The sequence below is a fragment of the Actinomyces mediterranea genome, from assembly GCF_900155595.1.
Lineage (GTDB): Bacteria > Actinomycetota > Actinomycetes > Actinomycetales > Actinomycetaceae > Pauljensenia > Pauljensenia mediterranea.
On record NZ_FTPB01000004.1, the window covers coordinates 666,040 to 681,126 of the forward strand.

Annotated in this window: 9 protein-coding genes; 5 read left to right on the top strand and 4 right to left on the bottom strand. The window is 66.3% G+C overall.

Features of this window, described 5'->3' with window-relative positions:
* Nucleotides 1-84: 84 nt before the first annotated feature.
* Together BQ7471_RS07020 and BQ7471_RS07025 are read left to right on the top strand one after the other, a co-directional pair.
* A complete protein-coding gene (locus BQ7471_RS07020; protein WP_083663300.1) occupies nucleotides 85-2,805 on the top strand; it encodes an MMPL family transporter in 2,721 nt (906 codons plus the stop codon).
* Nucleotides 2,805-5,498 carry a hypothetical protein gene (locus BQ7471_RS07025; protein ID WP_076465192.1) on the top strand — a complete coding sequence of 898 codons (2,694 nt, stop codon included), beginning with the start codon at nucleotides 2,805-2,807 and terminating at the stop codon, nucleotides 5,496-5,498. Before BQ7471_RS07020 ends, BQ7471_RS07025 begins: the two co-directional genes overlap by 1 nt.
* 54 nt (nucleotides 5,499-5,552) lie before the next feature.
* Here BQ7471_RS07025 and BQ7471_RS07030 read toward each other — a convergent pair whose 3' ends face one another.
* Nucleotides 5,553-6,545 (bottom strand): LCP family protein, encoded by a 993-nt coding sequence (locus BQ7471_RS07030; RefSeq protein WP_129583376.1) that lies wholly within the window; start codon nucleotides 6,543-6,545, stop codon nucleotides 5,553-5,555.
* A gap of 48 nt (nucleotides 6,546-6,593) precedes the next feature.
* Here BQ7471_RS07030 and BQ7471_RS07035 point away from each other — a divergent pair, with 48 nt between their 5' ends.
* Nucleotides 6,594-7,079: an RNA-binding S4 domain-containing protein gene (locus BQ7471_RS07035; protein ID WP_076465195.1), complete on the top strand. Its 486-nt coding sequence runs from the start codon at nucleotides 6,594-6,596 to the stop codon at nucleotides 7,077-7,079.
* Here the strand turns inward: BQ7471_RS07035 and BQ7471_RS07040 are convergent.
* From BQ7471_RS07040 to BQ7471_RS07050, 3 genes are all read right to left on the bottom strand, one after another.
* Nucleotides 7,076-9,694, bottom strand: coding sequence for an ABC transporter permease family protein (locus tag BQ7471_RS07040; RefSeq protein ID WP_129583377.1), 2,619 nt, complete (start codon nucleotides 9,692-9,694; stop codon nucleotides 7,076-7,078). The two genes, BQ7471_RS07035 and BQ7471_RS07040, sit on opposite strands and share 4 nt — an antisense overlap.
* Nucleotides 9,695-9,762: 68 nt before the next feature.
* Entirely contained in the window at nucleotides 9,763-10,461 is a 699-nt protein-coding gene (locus BQ7471_RS07045) for an ABC transporter ATP-binding protein (protein WP_083663302.1), read from the bottom strand.
* 23 nt (nucleotides 10,462-10,484) lie between these two features.
* Nucleotides 10,485-11,084 (bottom strand): PadR family transcriptional regulator, encoded by a 600-nt coding sequence (locus BQ7471_RS07050; RefSeq protein WP_076465199.1) that lies wholly within the window; start codon nucleotides 11,082-11,084, stop codon nucleotides 10,485-10,487.
* Between the two features lie 250 nt (nucleotides 11,085-11,334).
* On the opposite strand from BQ7471_RS07050, the gene BQ7471_RS07055 reads away from it, so the two are divergent.
* Nucleotides 11,335-13,074 (top strand): ABC transporter ATP-binding protein, encoded by a 1,740-nt coding sequence (locus BQ7471_RS07055; RefSeq protein ID WP_076465201.1) that lies wholly within the window; start codon nucleotides 11,335-11,337, stop codon nucleotides 13,072-13,074.
* Entirely contained in the window at nucleotides 13,071-15,086 is a 2,016-nt protein-coding gene (locus tag BQ7471_RS07060) for an ABC transporter ATP-binding protein (protein WP_076465202.1), read from the top strand. The genes BQ7471_RS07055 and BQ7471_RS07060 overlap by 4 nt, the downstream gene beginning before the upstream one ends.
* Nucleotide 15,087 lies beyond the last annotated feature (1 nt).

Sequence of the window (15,087 nt, forward strand, 5' to 3'; positions counted from 1 at the left end):
TCTCACTCTACCCCCACTTTCAATACATAAATGCATCGAGTACAGTTTTGTATCGAAAGCGGGTTTCGAATGAAAGGGCCTCCCGTGTCCTCCCTTCTGTACCGACTCGGACGCTGGTGCGCCCGACACGCCGGACGAGTCCTCGCCTCCTGGGCGGCGCTCCTCACCATCCTCGCCATCGCCGTCGCGAGCCTCGGAATGAATCTCACGGGCTCTTTCAAGATCTCCCAGGCCGAATCCATGGACGGCCTCACCATGCTCGCCGAGCGCCTCCCCCAAGCCGCCGGCACCTCCGAGCAGATCCTCTTCACCGCAGCAGACGGCGACATCACCGCCCACCGCGACACGATCGACGGCTTCGTCGCCGACGCCGAGCAGATCGACGGCATCGCCATGGTCTCCGACCCATTCGCTGAAGCAACCAACACCGTGTCCGAAGACGGGGCGCACGCCCTCGTCCAAGTACAGGCGGACACCTCCGTCGGCTCAATAGCCACCGGCGACACTGAACAAGCCGAAAGCGTCAAGACCGCTCTCGACGCCCTCGTGACGGCCACCGAATCCACAGACTCCGCACTCACCATCCAACTAGGCGGAACCATCGGTCAAAGTGTTGACATCGGACTGTCCGCGACGGAACTCATCGGCGTCCTCATCGCCGCGATCGTCCTCATTGCGACCTTCGGTTCCCTGCTCACAGCGGGCGCCCCGATCCTGTCCGCATTCATCGGCGTGGGAACGGGGATGCTGGCGCTGCTCGTCGCAGCGACCTACACGCCGATCAACTCGGTGACCCCCGTCCTCGCCGTCATGATCGGCCTGGCCGTCGGGATCGACTACGCGCTGTTCATCATCTCGCGCGCCCGCGAGTACCTGCGCAAGGGCATCGAACCCGTCGAGGCCGCCGCACGCGCGAACGCCACAGCGGGGTCCGCCGTCGTCTTCGCAGGCGGAACGGTCATCGTCGCCCTGTGTGGCCTCGGCGTCGCAGGCATCCCCTTCCTCACGACCATGGGAGTCTCCTCGGCCGCCGTCGTCGCCATCGCCGTCCTCGTCGCACTGACCGCAGTCCCCTCCCTGCTCGGACTGCTCGGAACGAGGGCGACACCGAAGACCCGCCCCGCTCAGACCCGCTCCTCCGACGCCGCGGGACGCCGTACGGTCGCCGCCATCTGGATCGACCTCGTCACCCGGATTCCGGCCCTCACGGTCCTCATCGTCATCGTCCTCCTCGGTCTCGCCGCCATCCCCGCGACGGGCATGCGCCTCGGCTTGACCGACAACGGCTACGAGGCGAAGGGCACGCAACTGCGCGACACCTACGACGCGATCAGCGAGGCGTACGGCCCCGGCTACAACTCCCCCATCGTCGTCATCGCCGACATCTCCCAAACCACCGATCCCATCGGGGTCACCAACGACCTCGCCGACGCCCTCGATGACTTCGACGGCGTGGACCGCGTCGCCCTCGCCACGCCGAATCAGGACGCAACGATCGCCTTCGTGCAGATCCTGCCCGACAAAGGACAGACCGATCCGGCGACGACCGCCCTCGTCAAAGAGATCCGCGACCATGCGGGAGGACTCGAGTCCGACCTCGGAATCCGCGAGGTCATGGTGACCGGCCAGACCGCCGTCGCCATCGACATCGCGAGCCAGCTCAACGCCGCGCTCATACCCTTCGGGATCGTCGTCGTGGGCCTGTCGATCATCCTGCTCATGATCGTCTTCCGCTCCATCGCCGTGCCCCTGACGGCGACGCTGGGCTATCTGTTGAGCCTGGGCGCCGGTTTCGGCGCAGTCGGCCTCATCTTCGGATGGGGATACTTCGCCGATGTGCTGGGGGTCACCAAAGTCGGAGTCGTCATCTCCTTCCTGCCCGTCATCGTCATGGGCGTCCTCTTCGGACTGGCCATGGACTACGAGGTGTTCCTCGTGTCCCGCATGCGCGAGGAGTGGATCCACTCCCACGATGCGAAGCGTTCAATCCGGCGCGGATTCATCGGATCCTCGACGGTGGTCACAGCAGCCGCCATCATCATGACCGGCGTGTTCGCCGCATTCATCCCCCATGGGAATGTCTACATTAAGCCGATTGCAGTGGCACTCACCGTCGGCATCGCAGCCGACGCATTCCTCGTGCGCATGACGCTCATCCCCGCGCTCATGGCGATGCTCGGACGCTCCGCCTGGTGGATCCCCGCATGGCTCGACCGCCTCCTGCCCGTCGTCGATGTCGAGGGCGAGGGCCTGGCACGTTCCCTCGAACACCAGGATTGGGCAGCCGTTCACGGCCAGTCCATGATCCGATTGGAGAATGTACGCGTCCGTGAGGACCGCGATGTCGCATTCACGGGACTGTCACTCGTCCTGCCCGCGGGCGGGCTCGGCGTCGTCCGCAGTGACGACGCGGTCGCCAGGGCCGCCCTCGCCGCCGTAGTCGGCGCCAGGCTGCGCCCGACCCGCGGAATCGTCGTCATCGGGGATCACCCCCTGCCCGACGGCTCCGCCCTCGTTCAGCGCTCCACGATGACGATGCGCGCCTGGGACGATCCAGTTCCCGCCCACGCTCTCATCGTCATCATCGACGACCCCGGGGGCCGCAGGTGGCAACGGGTGCGCGAACTCCTCGGCGAGGGCCGGACGGTCCTCGTCACCGGGCCGATGGGCATGCCCATCCCCTCCGACATGGTTGTCGACTCCTCCGCGACGCTGCACGCTGACGGCGCATCGAATCCAAGCCGCACCCCGTCGGCTCCCACAGGCGGGGCCTTCCCCGCCGCTGCCCCGAAGGAGGGCGAGTAATGAAACGACATTGGATACTCCTCACACTCATCGTGATACTCCCCGCATTGTTGGGGCTGACGACACTGCAATCGGTATCGCACGCGGAGGCGAACTCCTCACTGGTGCGCGCCGCGATCGTCAACAATGATGAGATCGCGACGACCGCTGACGGCACGCAGATCCCCGGCGGGCGCCAGATCATCGCCGCACTCACCGAAGATCGGGGCGAGGACGAGGACGGCCTCGACTGGGACGTCGTCACCGCTGTGACCGCCGCCGAGGGCCTTGCAGGCGGCGCCTACGACGCTGTCGTCACGATCCCCGACAACTTCTCGGCGAGCCTCGTGCGCGTTTTGACCGAACGCTCGGCGGCGGTCCCGGAGTTGTCGGTCCAGTACGCCGATTCGGCATCCTCCCAGTCCGCCAGAGTCGCCTCCGCCCTCGTCGACGCGGCGGCGGATCAATTCGGGACGACCCTCACCGTGTCCTACCTGACCCAGTCCCTCGAAGCGACCGGCACAATCGCCGATTCCTTCGCGCAAGCCGCAAACGGGGCGAAGAGGGTCGCCGACGGGCAGGCGAGCGCCGCATCCGGAGCGGTGAGCCTCGCCGAGGGAACCTCGACGCTCGCATCGGGCAGCGGCGAGCTCGCCTCCGGAGCATCCGCCCTCAATGAGGGGGCGGACAGCCTCGCAGATGGCGTCTCCCGACTCTCGAGTGGCGCCTCCAACCTGTCCGATGGCGCCTCCTCGCTGTCCTCCGGCACATCCCAGGTGTCATCCGGAGCCGCAGCCCTGGCAGGGGGCTCGCGCACCCTCTCCGATGGGGTGTCTTCATTGTCGTCCGGCTCCGCTCAACTGAGCAGTGGCGCCTCCGCACTCGCAGGCGGCATCTCACAGCTCGCTTCCACGACTCCTCTCCTCAACACCTCCACATCCGCCCTGTCTCAGGGCGTCACGGAACTGTCATCGGGCGCCAACTCCCTGTCGCAGGGGGCCTCGGCACTCTCGGACGGTGTGAGCGCCTACACCGCCGGCGCGGTGCGAGTGTACGCGGGGCTCACGCAGTCGCCCGACGGCACCACCCCCAGCCTCCAACAGGGGGCGGGGAGCCTCGCCGACGGACTGGAGCTGCTCAACACGCAGGTGTCCGCGATCGACGCCTCCGCGCTCGCCGCCCTTCCCGGCTCGCTGACGAATGCATCGCAGGGGGCCTCCTCCCTGTCCGGCACCGCCTCCTCCCTCGCGCCACTCATTCAGGCCTGCGGCGCGGGCGATGCCGCGATGTGCGCGCAGGCGATCAACGTGTCCCAGGCGGTAGCGAGCGGCGCATCCGACCTCGCCACGCAACTCGACGCGGGAGCCACATCCGCGACGGAACAAACGAGCGCCCTCGCGGCACAGCTGTCGACACTGCAGTCCGCAGTATCCGACTCCGCGAGCGGAGCAGCCGCCCTGTCCAATGGCGTCAATAGGATCGTCACCGGCATGGAGTCCGGCCTCGTCGGAGACGAGGCACAGCAACTGACCGACAGCGCGCGCAACCTCGCCGCGGGAGCACAGCGACTTGCCACCGGAGCGTCGACCGCCAGCGCGGGCGCACAGGCACTGGCATCGCAAACCCCCCGATTCGTCGCCGGCACAACCCGCGCCGCCGACGGCGCCTCCGCCCTGGTCACAGCCGCCGAGCAGCTCTCCGCAGGAGCCTCGCAGGCCGCGAGCGGAGCAGTTCAGACGGCGAGCGGTGCGAACTCCCTCGCCGATGGGGCGGCCCGCACCGACGAGGGTGCTCAGGCGCTGGCAAGCGGAGCATCGACCCTCGCATCGGGCGCCTCCACCATCGACTCCTCCATGCCGGGGCTCACCTCGGGGGCCTCCGCTCTCGCAGACGGCGCGCAGACCCTCGCCGATGGTTCGATCACCCTCGATGATGGGGCGCACACCCTGTCGTCGGGGATGACGGAACTGATGAGTGGATCGCGCACCCTCGCGGACGGGCTCTCCGATGCGGGCGACAAGATCCCGACCTACACCCAAGACGAGGCATCGGCATCCGCGACCGCCCTCGCCTCCCCGATCGGCGTGTCCGCCGCCGCGCGGGCGACATCGACGGCGACGGTGTGGGCGCCGACGGGCATAGTCCTCGCCCTGTGGCTCTCCGCCATGGTCGGAACCCTCGCCTTCGGGGCGCTGCACTCGCGCCGCGTCGACTCCGCGGCCACTCCCGCCGCGCTCGCCTGGTCCACGCTGTGGCCGAATCTCATTGTCTCCGCCGTTGCGGCGATCCTCCTCGCGATGGCACTCCTCCTCGCGGGGGTGAGCATGAGCGGCCTGTGGGGCTCGCTGGCGCTCATGGTCGCCTGTGCGGCGGCGCTCACGGCGGTTCATCAGGCCCTTATCGCGGTATTCGGCCAGCGCATGGGCGTTCTCGTCTCCGTCGTCCTCCTGGTCGGCCAGGCAGTAACCCTCGCGGGTATCCTCCCCGCAGCCGCACAGTCCGGGTTCTTCGCCTCCATACGGTCCGCACTCCCACTGCCCGTAGTCGAGGACGCGTTGCGGACGCTTATGGTCGGCTCCGGCTGCGGGTCGGTCGGCGCCGCCGTCGGAGTGCTGCTCGTGTGGGCACTCGCCGCCGTCATCGCGTCCATCGCGGCCGTGGCGAAGCGCAGGCAGACGACTCTGTCCCAGTTGCGGGCGCGCGCTCGAGCCTAGCGGCCCGCCTCTAGTCTCCTCCCGCGGTCGGCCGCGTCCGAGGGAGGCCCGTATCTACCCGGCTGCCGTCCGGCAGGTCCCCGGGCTGTATCCGACTCCTTCGAGGACGCTCTCGGCGCCCCCTCCGCCGGGTCCTCTGTCCTCCTCGACGAGGTGAACATCGAGGCCGCCGCGGCGTACCGCCGCTGACACGGACCTTGCCGTCCGCACCGTGTCGAGGAGGGTCGTCGAGTCGTCGACGCTGATGGCGCGCGCAATGGAGTCGGCGAGGCTCCTGCCCCTCACGAAGGAACGGGTCTGCCGCTCGAAGCGGACGCCAACGGCTCTCATCACCTGTGCCGCCCACTCGGCCCGCTCCTCGGCGCGGTCGCCGACGGGAGCCCATCTGCCGTCGCGGTAGTACTCCAAATGTCCCGCACGGACGAGGGCGAGTGCCGTCGCCCCGTCGACCCGCACGCGCCCAGCCGTGGGCAGGTGAAGCCCGAAGCGGGTATCCCGCATCGGAGTCGGGATGTCGAGGGTGATCCCCCCGAGTACGTCGATGAGGGAGGAGAATTGGTCCATCGTGATGACGATGAGATGGTCGGTGCGCACCGACAGGGACTCGCAGAGGACATTGACCGTGTTCTGCGGCCCCCGCTCCAGGATGGAGGCGAGCGTCTGCCCCTGCGACGCGTTAGTCAGTTCCAGGTCGTGGGGGATCGAGATGATGGAGGCCCTCTCCCCGCCCGTTTGGAGGAGCAGCGCCACTTCGGCGTGAGCGCGGGACTGGGAGGGGTCTGCCGAGTCGGTCCCCAGGATCAGCCACGTCTCCGGCTGACTATCCGGCAGGGACTCAACGGAGTGCGGCAGGGCGATGGGGAGGCGCTCGGGCAGCATCCAGATCCGATGCACGTCCGCGATGGCGAGGCCGAGTGCCACCGCCAGCACGGAGACGAGGAAGATGTCGAGGAGGCGCATGGAATGGACGAGGGTGATGATGCGCCGAGTGGGGCCCGCGTCCACGGCGGCGCGGTTCTCTTCGGCTAAGTCCTCTCGTCTCGTCACAGTGCGATTATGCCGTGCCCGGTGCCGTGGCGTCGTAGCATCACCGTCATGACGTCTTTCACCGAGTCTTCGTCAACGCCCCCCGAGGAGGCCCCTCCCCCGATCCCGTCCGGCGCCCTCGCACCGGGGAACACCGTCCGGGTGGATACGTGGCTGTGGGCGACCCGCCAGGTCAAGTCGCGTTCGCAGGCGACCAGTGCGGCACGCGCGGGACACGTCAAGGTGAATGGGGAGACGGCGAAGGCGGCGCAGAAGATCCGTATCGACGATGAGGTGCGCCTGAGGATCGAGGGCTTCGATCGGATTCTGCGGGTGACCGGGCTCCTCGTGAAAAGAGTCGGTGCACCGCAGGCGCGCACCTGCTACGAGGATCTCACCCCTCCCCGGCCGCGCCTGTCGATCCCCGTCGCCATGCGGAAGCGCGGGAGTGGGCGCCCGTCGAAGAAGGAGCGGCGCGAACTCGATCGGCTGCGGGGTCGCGACTCGCACGAGCACTACGAGGCGGCGGTGCGCGCCCTGTCGGATGAGTCCTAGTCGATACGCCGGATTCTGGAGAAGCCCTTGGGGCGCGCCGCCACCGCGGCGATAGCGGCGATCACCGGGGTCGCAACCGCCGACACGATGACTTCCGTCCACGGGATCACCGGAGTGAGGACGAGGTCGCCCAGGATTCCCGAACGGTCGAGGGTGACGACGATGAGGACGCCCGCCGCCAGTCCCGAGACCACTGCAATGGGCACGCACACGAGGGCGAGCCCCACGCCCTCGAGCAAGGGGATCCGCATGCGCAGCTTCGACGAGGCGCCGATGGCCTCCAGGACGTCGAAGTCTGAACGCATATCGCCTCCGGCGAGGACCACGACGAGTGCCACAGTCCCCAGTGCGGCGAATAAGGAAATGAATGCCGCACCGTGCGGCAGCGCCGACGACGCGAGATCCGGTTGGATCACGGTGATCGATGTGCCCGGTGCCTGCTGGGCGATAGCGGTTGCGAAGCTCTGCGAGCCCAAGACGGTGACGGGGCGATCGAGGATGAGGAGGTGTCCGAGGGTGCGCACCGGAAGATCGAGGCGGTCGGCGGCTTGAGGGGACAAGACGATGACAGTGAGGGATGCCAGCTCCACGGGAACGTTGATCGAGGAGACGACGACGGGCGGCGGGATCTTCGACTTGCCCTCGGCTCGGGCGCTCACAGTATTCGTCATATCCAATGATCGCAGCGTCACCGATTCGATCCCCGCCTGGGCCGATGATGCCGGGATGATCGCGCCCCCCTCTTGGAGCACCGCCGTGACGCGCTCGAGTTCGTCATCCCTGACGAGGCCGGAGGCGGACAGATAGGTGCCGTCATCAACGATGTAGACGAGGTCGAGCTCCTCGATCGCATCCGCTTCACGGGGTGCGGAGAATCTCGTCCCGTCGGTGAAGAGAGCCTCGACTGCCGTGTCGGGACCGTATCGTTCCGACCGCACAGCCGCGCCCCTCACAGGGGCGTCGCTGACGATGGTCGCCTTCGCGCCGATCTCCTTGACCGCCAGCTCCTGTGTGAGCGCGGCCTGGGAGGGAGAGGCTGAGGCATCCGCATCGCCGATGAATACCGAACCCCTCGGCCCCAGGTGGGGGGTGGAGTTCCACACCGCGGTGTTGGTCGACGTCAGTGTGATGAGCAGCGTGCATGCGATGAATGCCGTGGTGAGAAGCGACGCCATCGCGGGGAGGGTCCTGTGGCCGTTGCGGACGGCGTCGCGGGCCGCCAAGCGGATCCCGATCGGCGCAGCGGCGATCGCACTCCATCTGATCGTGATGAGATAGGGGATCGACCCGATGATGCCCATCTCCAGCAGTGCAATGCCGATGAGGAGCAGTGCGATGGATCCGTGCTCGGCCGCGATGAACAGCAGCGCCAGAGAGGCGACGAGGGCGATTGGGTAGAAGACGATGCGGCGCACCATCCCCGACGGGGTGCGCACTCGTCCAGCGATGACGGCGACGGCATCGACTGAGGCGAGATCGCGCGCCGGTTTGATCGAGGCGATGATCGACAGGATGAAAGGAACGACGAGGGCGGAGATGGTGCTCGGCCAGGGGATCCTCGAGATCCCCCACCCCCACGTGGATGAGATGATCGCATTCGCCATGAGGGTGAGGACGATGGTCACGGCCGATGACATGAGGCCGATGTGGAGTCCGTGGGCGAGCAGGAGACGCCGCTGATCGCCACGATCCCCTCCAATCGACAAGAGGATCGCGGCCGTGCGCGATGCGGCGTTCTGCGCAACTGCGAAGATCGGTGTGACGAGAAGGAGCAGTTCGACGAATACGAGGAGCACTGCGACGATGAGGACGAGGACCTGCCACTCCTGCTGATAAGCGATGCCCGTATTCGCAGTGGGAGGGGAGTTGATGATGACATCGCGTGAAATGACGAGGAAGCCATAGGCATTGATCCTCTCGATGTCCTCCCAGGTGATGGGTGCCGCGCCGCGGACGTACCACGAGGTCGCCGAGTCGATGGAGGGGGCGAAGGAGGACAGGGTGATGGTGTCCGCGCCGAGGATTATGCGCCGCTCGCCGTCGATCACGCGATCGACTGTGACGTGCACCGATTGCAAAACGAGCGGGTGCCCCGAGGAGACGTCGACGATGAGGGAGTCCCCCGCCGCCGCACTCAACTCCTGCGCAAGGTCGGCGCTGATGAGAATGTGCCGCCGGTCGAGGAGTGGCGGGGGGTCGGATATGTCGATGGGGGGGACGTCGAGTCGGGCCGTCTGGATCGTCTCGGAGACCAGGGTCGACGCCGAGAAGTCGGTGCGCGACAGGCGCGCCGCTGTGAGGACGTCGACCCTGATGAGGGAGTCTCCCTTCGGCACCCATTCGTTGAGAGCGTTATTCGCGGCGTCGGCGTCGAGCTCCTCGTTTCCGACGATGGTGACGGAAGAACCGAGAGCGTCCTGGGTGATGGAGGATCGAGCGACCCTGGAGACGACGCCGACGATATCGCAATCGGCTCCCAGCCATTCCGCAGCCGGGTATCTCGCCGATGTCATGATGACCCACGCATTGGCTCCGACGATTGCGAGGACGACGGGGATGGAGATGAGGGAGACCGCTGCGACGGTCCTGCGGGGATCGTGTCTGACCGTCCTCAAAGCGAGGCGCCATGCGACGATCCACCGGCGTTGCCACCTGAGTAGCCTGTTCGCCCTTTTCGGAGATCCTATCGCACCCACGCCAGGAGATCCTCAGGCCGGTCCTCGCACGAACGGTCGACGATGCGCCCGTCTCGCAGGAAGATGGTGCGGTCCGCCCATGCGGCGAACCGGGCCTCATGGGTGACGAGTATCCCGGCGGCGCCTTTGTCGATGTGCGTGCGCAGTGCGAGCATGACCTGTTCACCCGAATGGGAGTCGAGGGCGCCCGTCGGCTCGTCTGCAAGGATGATCGACCGATCGCCCACGAGGGCGCGCGCAATGGCGACCCGCTGTTGCTGGCCCCCCGATAGGGCGGAGGGGAAGCGGTGGGCAATATTGAGTGCGCCGACGTCCCCGAGTGCCGCGAGTGCCGCTATGCGGGCCCTCTTCGGCGATATCCCGTCGAGGTGGAGCGGCATTTCAACATTCTCAACGGCTGACAGCGTCGTCAGCAGATTGAAGTCTTGGAAGACGTATCCGATGTTCCTGCGCCTCACCGCGGCCCGGTCGGCCGACGATAGCGACGCGATATCGACCCCGTTGATGAGGACGGCGCCGTGGTCGGGCTTCTCCAGCCCGCCCGCGATGGATAGCAGCGTTGATTTTCCTGACCCGGAAGGGCCCATAATAGCCAGGAGTTCCCCTGGATTCACCTCGAGGTCGATGAGCGAGAGGGCGTGGACCCGGGTTTCGCCGGCGGAGTGCTCGTGACTCACGCCGACCATCCTCACCGGATAGGGGACGCTGATCATCGCACTGCGTCGGCTGCCATCCGCTGGGACTCGATGGTGGCATCGCCGTTCTTCGCACGGGCGAATGCGGCGCGCCTGGCGGCCTCGGAGATCGCTCCCGACTCGATGTGGTCGAGCCAGTTGAGTTCCGACTCGAGGTCGAAGATGTGACGCTCGAGGATGAGTTTCCACGCGAGCTCGTCGTCGGAGGCGCCGGCCTTGACGCGGGTAACGTCGCGCAGACACGCCAGGGTGGAGCGACGCTGGGTCTGGATGAGCATAGTGACGTCGACATCCGGGTTCGCGGCGGCGACGGCGAGTTTCATCACGAGTTCATCGCGCGACGGTGCGTCTCGCGGAACCGGCGTCGACCACCATTTCTCGAGGATGGCGCGTCCGGCGTCGGTCAGTTCGAAGACTTCGGAGTCCCGTCCGGCCTTCGTCTCGGAGTGGGAGACCACGGAGCCGTCACGTTCGAGGCGCTGCATCGTCTGGTAGACCTGACCGATGTTGAGAGGCCAGGCTCCACCGGTCTGGTCCTCGAAGACTTGGCGGAGGCGGTAGACGCCTGCGGGGTGTTGAGCGACGAGGGCGAGGAGCGCGTTGCGGACCGACATGATTCTCCGTTTGCTCCGATCTGAGTGGGAGAGTGCTGAAAAACTATGAGCATCGTATCGTCCCGACCCGGCGACTGTCATTATCGTGGACACTGTCGCGTTCGGCATACCCGAACCGTACCGCCCGGACCTGGGGTCTCGTCGGGTGCTGTGACTTCTCCCCCCAGCACAAACACTGAACATGGCAAGGCGTCAGATCAAGAAATAGGGTTTCAGCGACCTGAAATTATCGTGATGAAAGAAGTCATACATGCTTTTCCCGCTCGCATGGCGCCACCTCAAGGCGAGGATCTGGGAGATGCTCGCAGTCGTCGTGCTCCAGACGGCCGCCACCCTCGCCGCTCTCGAACTGCCCGATCTTAACGCCGCCATCATTGACCAGGGCGTCTCCACGGGCGATGCCGCGATCATCTGGCGACTCGGTCTGCTCATGCTCGCAGTCGCCGCCGTCCACATGATCTGCACTGCGATCGCGATCTACCTCGGTGCGCGCCTCTCAATGTCCCTGGGCGCCTACCTGCGAGAACAAATGTTCCTCCATATCCACGGATTCGCCTCCCAGGATTTCCACGCCTTCGGCGCCTCATCGCTCATCACAAGGTCCACCAACGATGTCCAGCAGATCCAGACGACGACAATGATGACCTTCTCCGTCATGATCGGCGCTCCCATCATGGGCATCGGCGGCGTCATCATGGCGCTGCGCCAAGACGTTCAGCTTTCCCTCATCCTCGTAGTCCTCGTCCCGCTCCTCGCCCTCGTCATCGGACTCATCATGAGCCGTCTCAGCCCCCTCTTCTCCACCCAGCAGGAGCGCATCGACCAAATGAATACGGCACTGCGGGAGGAACTCACCGGCATCCGCGTCATCCGCGCATTCATCCGACAGGGGTTCATCCGCGAACGCTACACGGACGCGAATGATCGCCTCCGCGCAGTCGCTTTGAGGATCGGCACATGGTTCACCCTCATGTTCCCCGCCGTCACCGTCATCATCTCCCTGGCAACCGTCGGGGTCATCTGGTACGGCGGCGCCCTCATCGACTCCGGCGACCTGCAGATCGGCGCGATGATCGCCTACATTTCCTACGTCGCCATGATCTCCACAGCGGTCATGATGGCCGCGATGATCTTCATCATGGTGCCGCGCGCGAATGTCGCAGCGGGGCGCGTCGCCGCCGTCCTCGATCACCCCTGGTCGATTTGCGACCCCGAGGCGCCACAGGACGAACCCGCAGGCACCTGGGAGTTCGCCCTCGACCGCGTCACACTGCGCTACCCCGGCGCCCAAGAAGCAGTCCTCGATTCAGTGTCGATGATTCTTGCCCCCGGCACGACCACCGCGATCATCGGCTCGACCGCGTCGGGCAAGACGACTCTCGTCAATCTGCTGCCCCGGCTGATGGACCCCACCTCCGGGAACATCACCGCCTCGGGCACTCCGCTGACGCAACTGCCCATCAAGGTGGTGCGCGACCGCATCGCCATGGTCCCCCAGCGCGCCTACCTCTTCTCCGGAACCATCGCCTCCACCGTGTCGAGCACGTCGACGCCCGACGATGCGCAGCGCGAGCGGGTCGTGTGGGCGCTCGAGGGCGCTCAGGCGACCGAATTCGTGTCCGCCCTCCCCGACGGCATTGATCACGAGGTCGAAGCCGGTGGGACGAATTTCTCCGGCGGCCAGCGCCAGCGACTCGCCATCGCCCGGGCGCTCTACCGATCCGCCGACCTCTACATCTTCGATGATTCCTTCTCCGCCCTCGACTATGCGACCGATGCGGCGCTGCGCCTGGGCCTGCCCCGGTACACGCGGGGCGCCGCGGTCCTCATCGTCGGCCAGAGGGTCGCATCGATTCGGCACGCCGACTGCATCCTCGTCCTCGAAGAGGGGCGGATCGCAGGCAGGGGGACGCATCGCGAACTCATGGCGTCATGTGCCACGTACCGGGAAATCGTCGAATCCCAGATGAGCGAGGAGGAAGCGGCATGAGCGAGCGCGAACCCCGCCGCCCCCAGCGCGGCCACGGGCCCCACGGAATGCAAGCACCCGTCGAGAAGTCGAAGGACTTCACGGGCTCCCTCAAGCGCCTCATCGCACAATTACGGCCCGATGGGTGGCTGGTGTCGTTAGCCCTGGTCGGAGCCGCCCTATCCGTCGGTCTCAACGTCGCAGCACCGAAGATCCTCGGGAAGGCGACCGATCTGCTCTTCAACGGCGTCATCTCGAAGATGATCGCCGACGCCCCGTCGAAGGAGGCCGCCATCGCCGCCCTGGAGGCGCAGGGGCAAACGGAAATGGCGACCATGCTCTCCGCCATGGACGTCACCCCCGGCGCCGGGATCGATTTCGCCGCGCTGGGCGAAGTCCTCTTGTGGTGCGTCGGCATCTACGTCGCCTCGGCGCTCATCTCCTTTTTCGGCGGGTGGGTGTTGAGGATCGGTGTGCAGAACCTCGGGTGGCGCATGCGCGATCAGGTGCAGTCGAAGATCGAGCGCCTGCCGCTGTCGTATTTCGACTCGCATTCGCGCGGTGACCTCATGTCGCGCGTGTCGAATGACGTCGACAATGTCACGCAGGTGATGAACCAGACGCTGTCCCAGCTGTTCCAGGCGGTGCTCACCGTCATCGGGATCTTCGCAATGATGCTGTCGCTGTCGGTCGGGCTCACCGCCCTCGCGATCCTTGTGATCCCCGTGGGCGCCGTTATTGCAGGGATCCTCATGGGCAGGGCGCAGCCGCAGTTCCGCCAGCAGTGGAAGTCGACGGGCGAGGTGTCCGACCTCGTCGAAGAGTCGATCTCTGGGCATGAGGTGCTCGCCCTATACGGACTCGACTCCGAGTTCGACTCCTCCTTCGCGCAATCGAATACTGCGCTGTACCGGTCGAGTTTCGTCGCCCAGTTCGTGTCGAACCTCGTGATGCCGCTGATGAACATGGTCTCGAACATCTCCTACGTCATCGTCGCAGTCGGCGGCGGCCTCATGGTCGCGCGCGGCTCCATGAGTCTGGGCGACGTTCAGGCATTCATCCAGTATTCGCGCCAGTTCACGCAGCCGATCGGCCAGTTCGCCTCGATGGCGAACTCCGTGCAGTCGGGCGTCGCCTCCGCTGAGAGGGTCTTCGAGTTCCTCGACGCCGAGGAGACGCCCGCCGATGAGGGCGCTCTCACTCTCGCTGCGGCCCGCCGACGGAATGCGGCGGATGGAGTGCTCGTTGACGAGGCCGCGGATTCGGCATCGACCAGCGTCAAGCGCCTCCGCGGGCGCGTCGTCTTCGACCATGTGCGCTTCTCCTATGTGGAGGGGAGGCCCATCATCAACGACCTGTCACTGACGGTGGAACCCGGTCAGATGGTCGCCATCATCGGGCCGACTGGGGCGGGCAAGACCACGTTGGTCAACCTGCTCATGCGCTTCTATGAACTCGACTCCGGGGCGATCAGCGTCGACGGAGTCGATATCGCCGACCTCAACACCGATGCGCTGCGCTCCCACATGGGGATGGTTCTTCAAGACACGTGGCTCTTCGACGGAACCATCGGCGAGAATATTGCCTTCGGAGCCGAGGGGGCCACGCATGACGAGGTCGTCGATGCCGCGAAGCAGACGGCGTCTCACCGCCTCATCCGTCAGCTCCCCAAGGGCTACGACACCCACGTGTCCGACTCGTCGGACACTGTGTCGCAGGGCGAGCGACAGTTGTTCACGATCGCGCGGGCGTTCGTGTCCAAGCCGGACATCCTCATCCTCGATGAGGCGACCTCGTCGGTCGATACCCGCACCGAGGTCCTCGTTCAGCGGGCGATGGATCGCCTGCGCGAGGGGCGCACGGCCTTCGTCATTGCGCACCGCCTGTCAACGATTCGCGACGCCGACCTCATCTTGGTGATGGAGCAGGGCGATGTCGTGGAGATGGGGCGCCACGAGGACCTCCTCGAGCGCGACGGCGCCTATGCGCGCCTGTACAACGCCCAGTTCGCGGGGCCCGTCGACGCCGCCTGAG

Bases quoted from the DNA above. Each gene is read 5' to 3' on its own strand.
- BQ7471_RS07025 (WP_076465192.1), top strand. From the start codon at position 2,805: ATGAAACGACATTGGATACTCCTCACACTCATCGTGATACTCCCCGCA.
- BQ7471_RS07035 (WP_076465195.1), top strand. From the start codon at position 6,594: ATGACGTCTTTCACCGAGTCTTCGTCAACGCCCCCCGAGGAGGCCCCT.
- BQ7471_RS07045 (WP_083663302.1), bottom strand. From the start codon at position 10,461: ATGGTCGGCGTGAGTCACGAGCACTCCGCCGGCGAAACCCGGGTCCAC.
- BQ7471_RS07050 (WP_076465199.1), bottom strand. From the start codon at position 11,084: ATGTCGGTCCGCAACGCGCTCCTCGCCCTCGTCGCTCAACACCCCGCA.
- BQ7471_RS07055 (WP_076465201.1), top strand. From the start codon at position 11,335: ATGCTTTTCCCGCTCGCATGGCGCCACCTCAAGGCGAGGATCTGGGAG.
- BQ7471_RS07060 (WP_076465202.1), top strand. From the start codon at position 13,071: ATGAGCGAGCGCGAACCCCGCCGCCCCCAGCGCGGCCACGGGCCCCAC.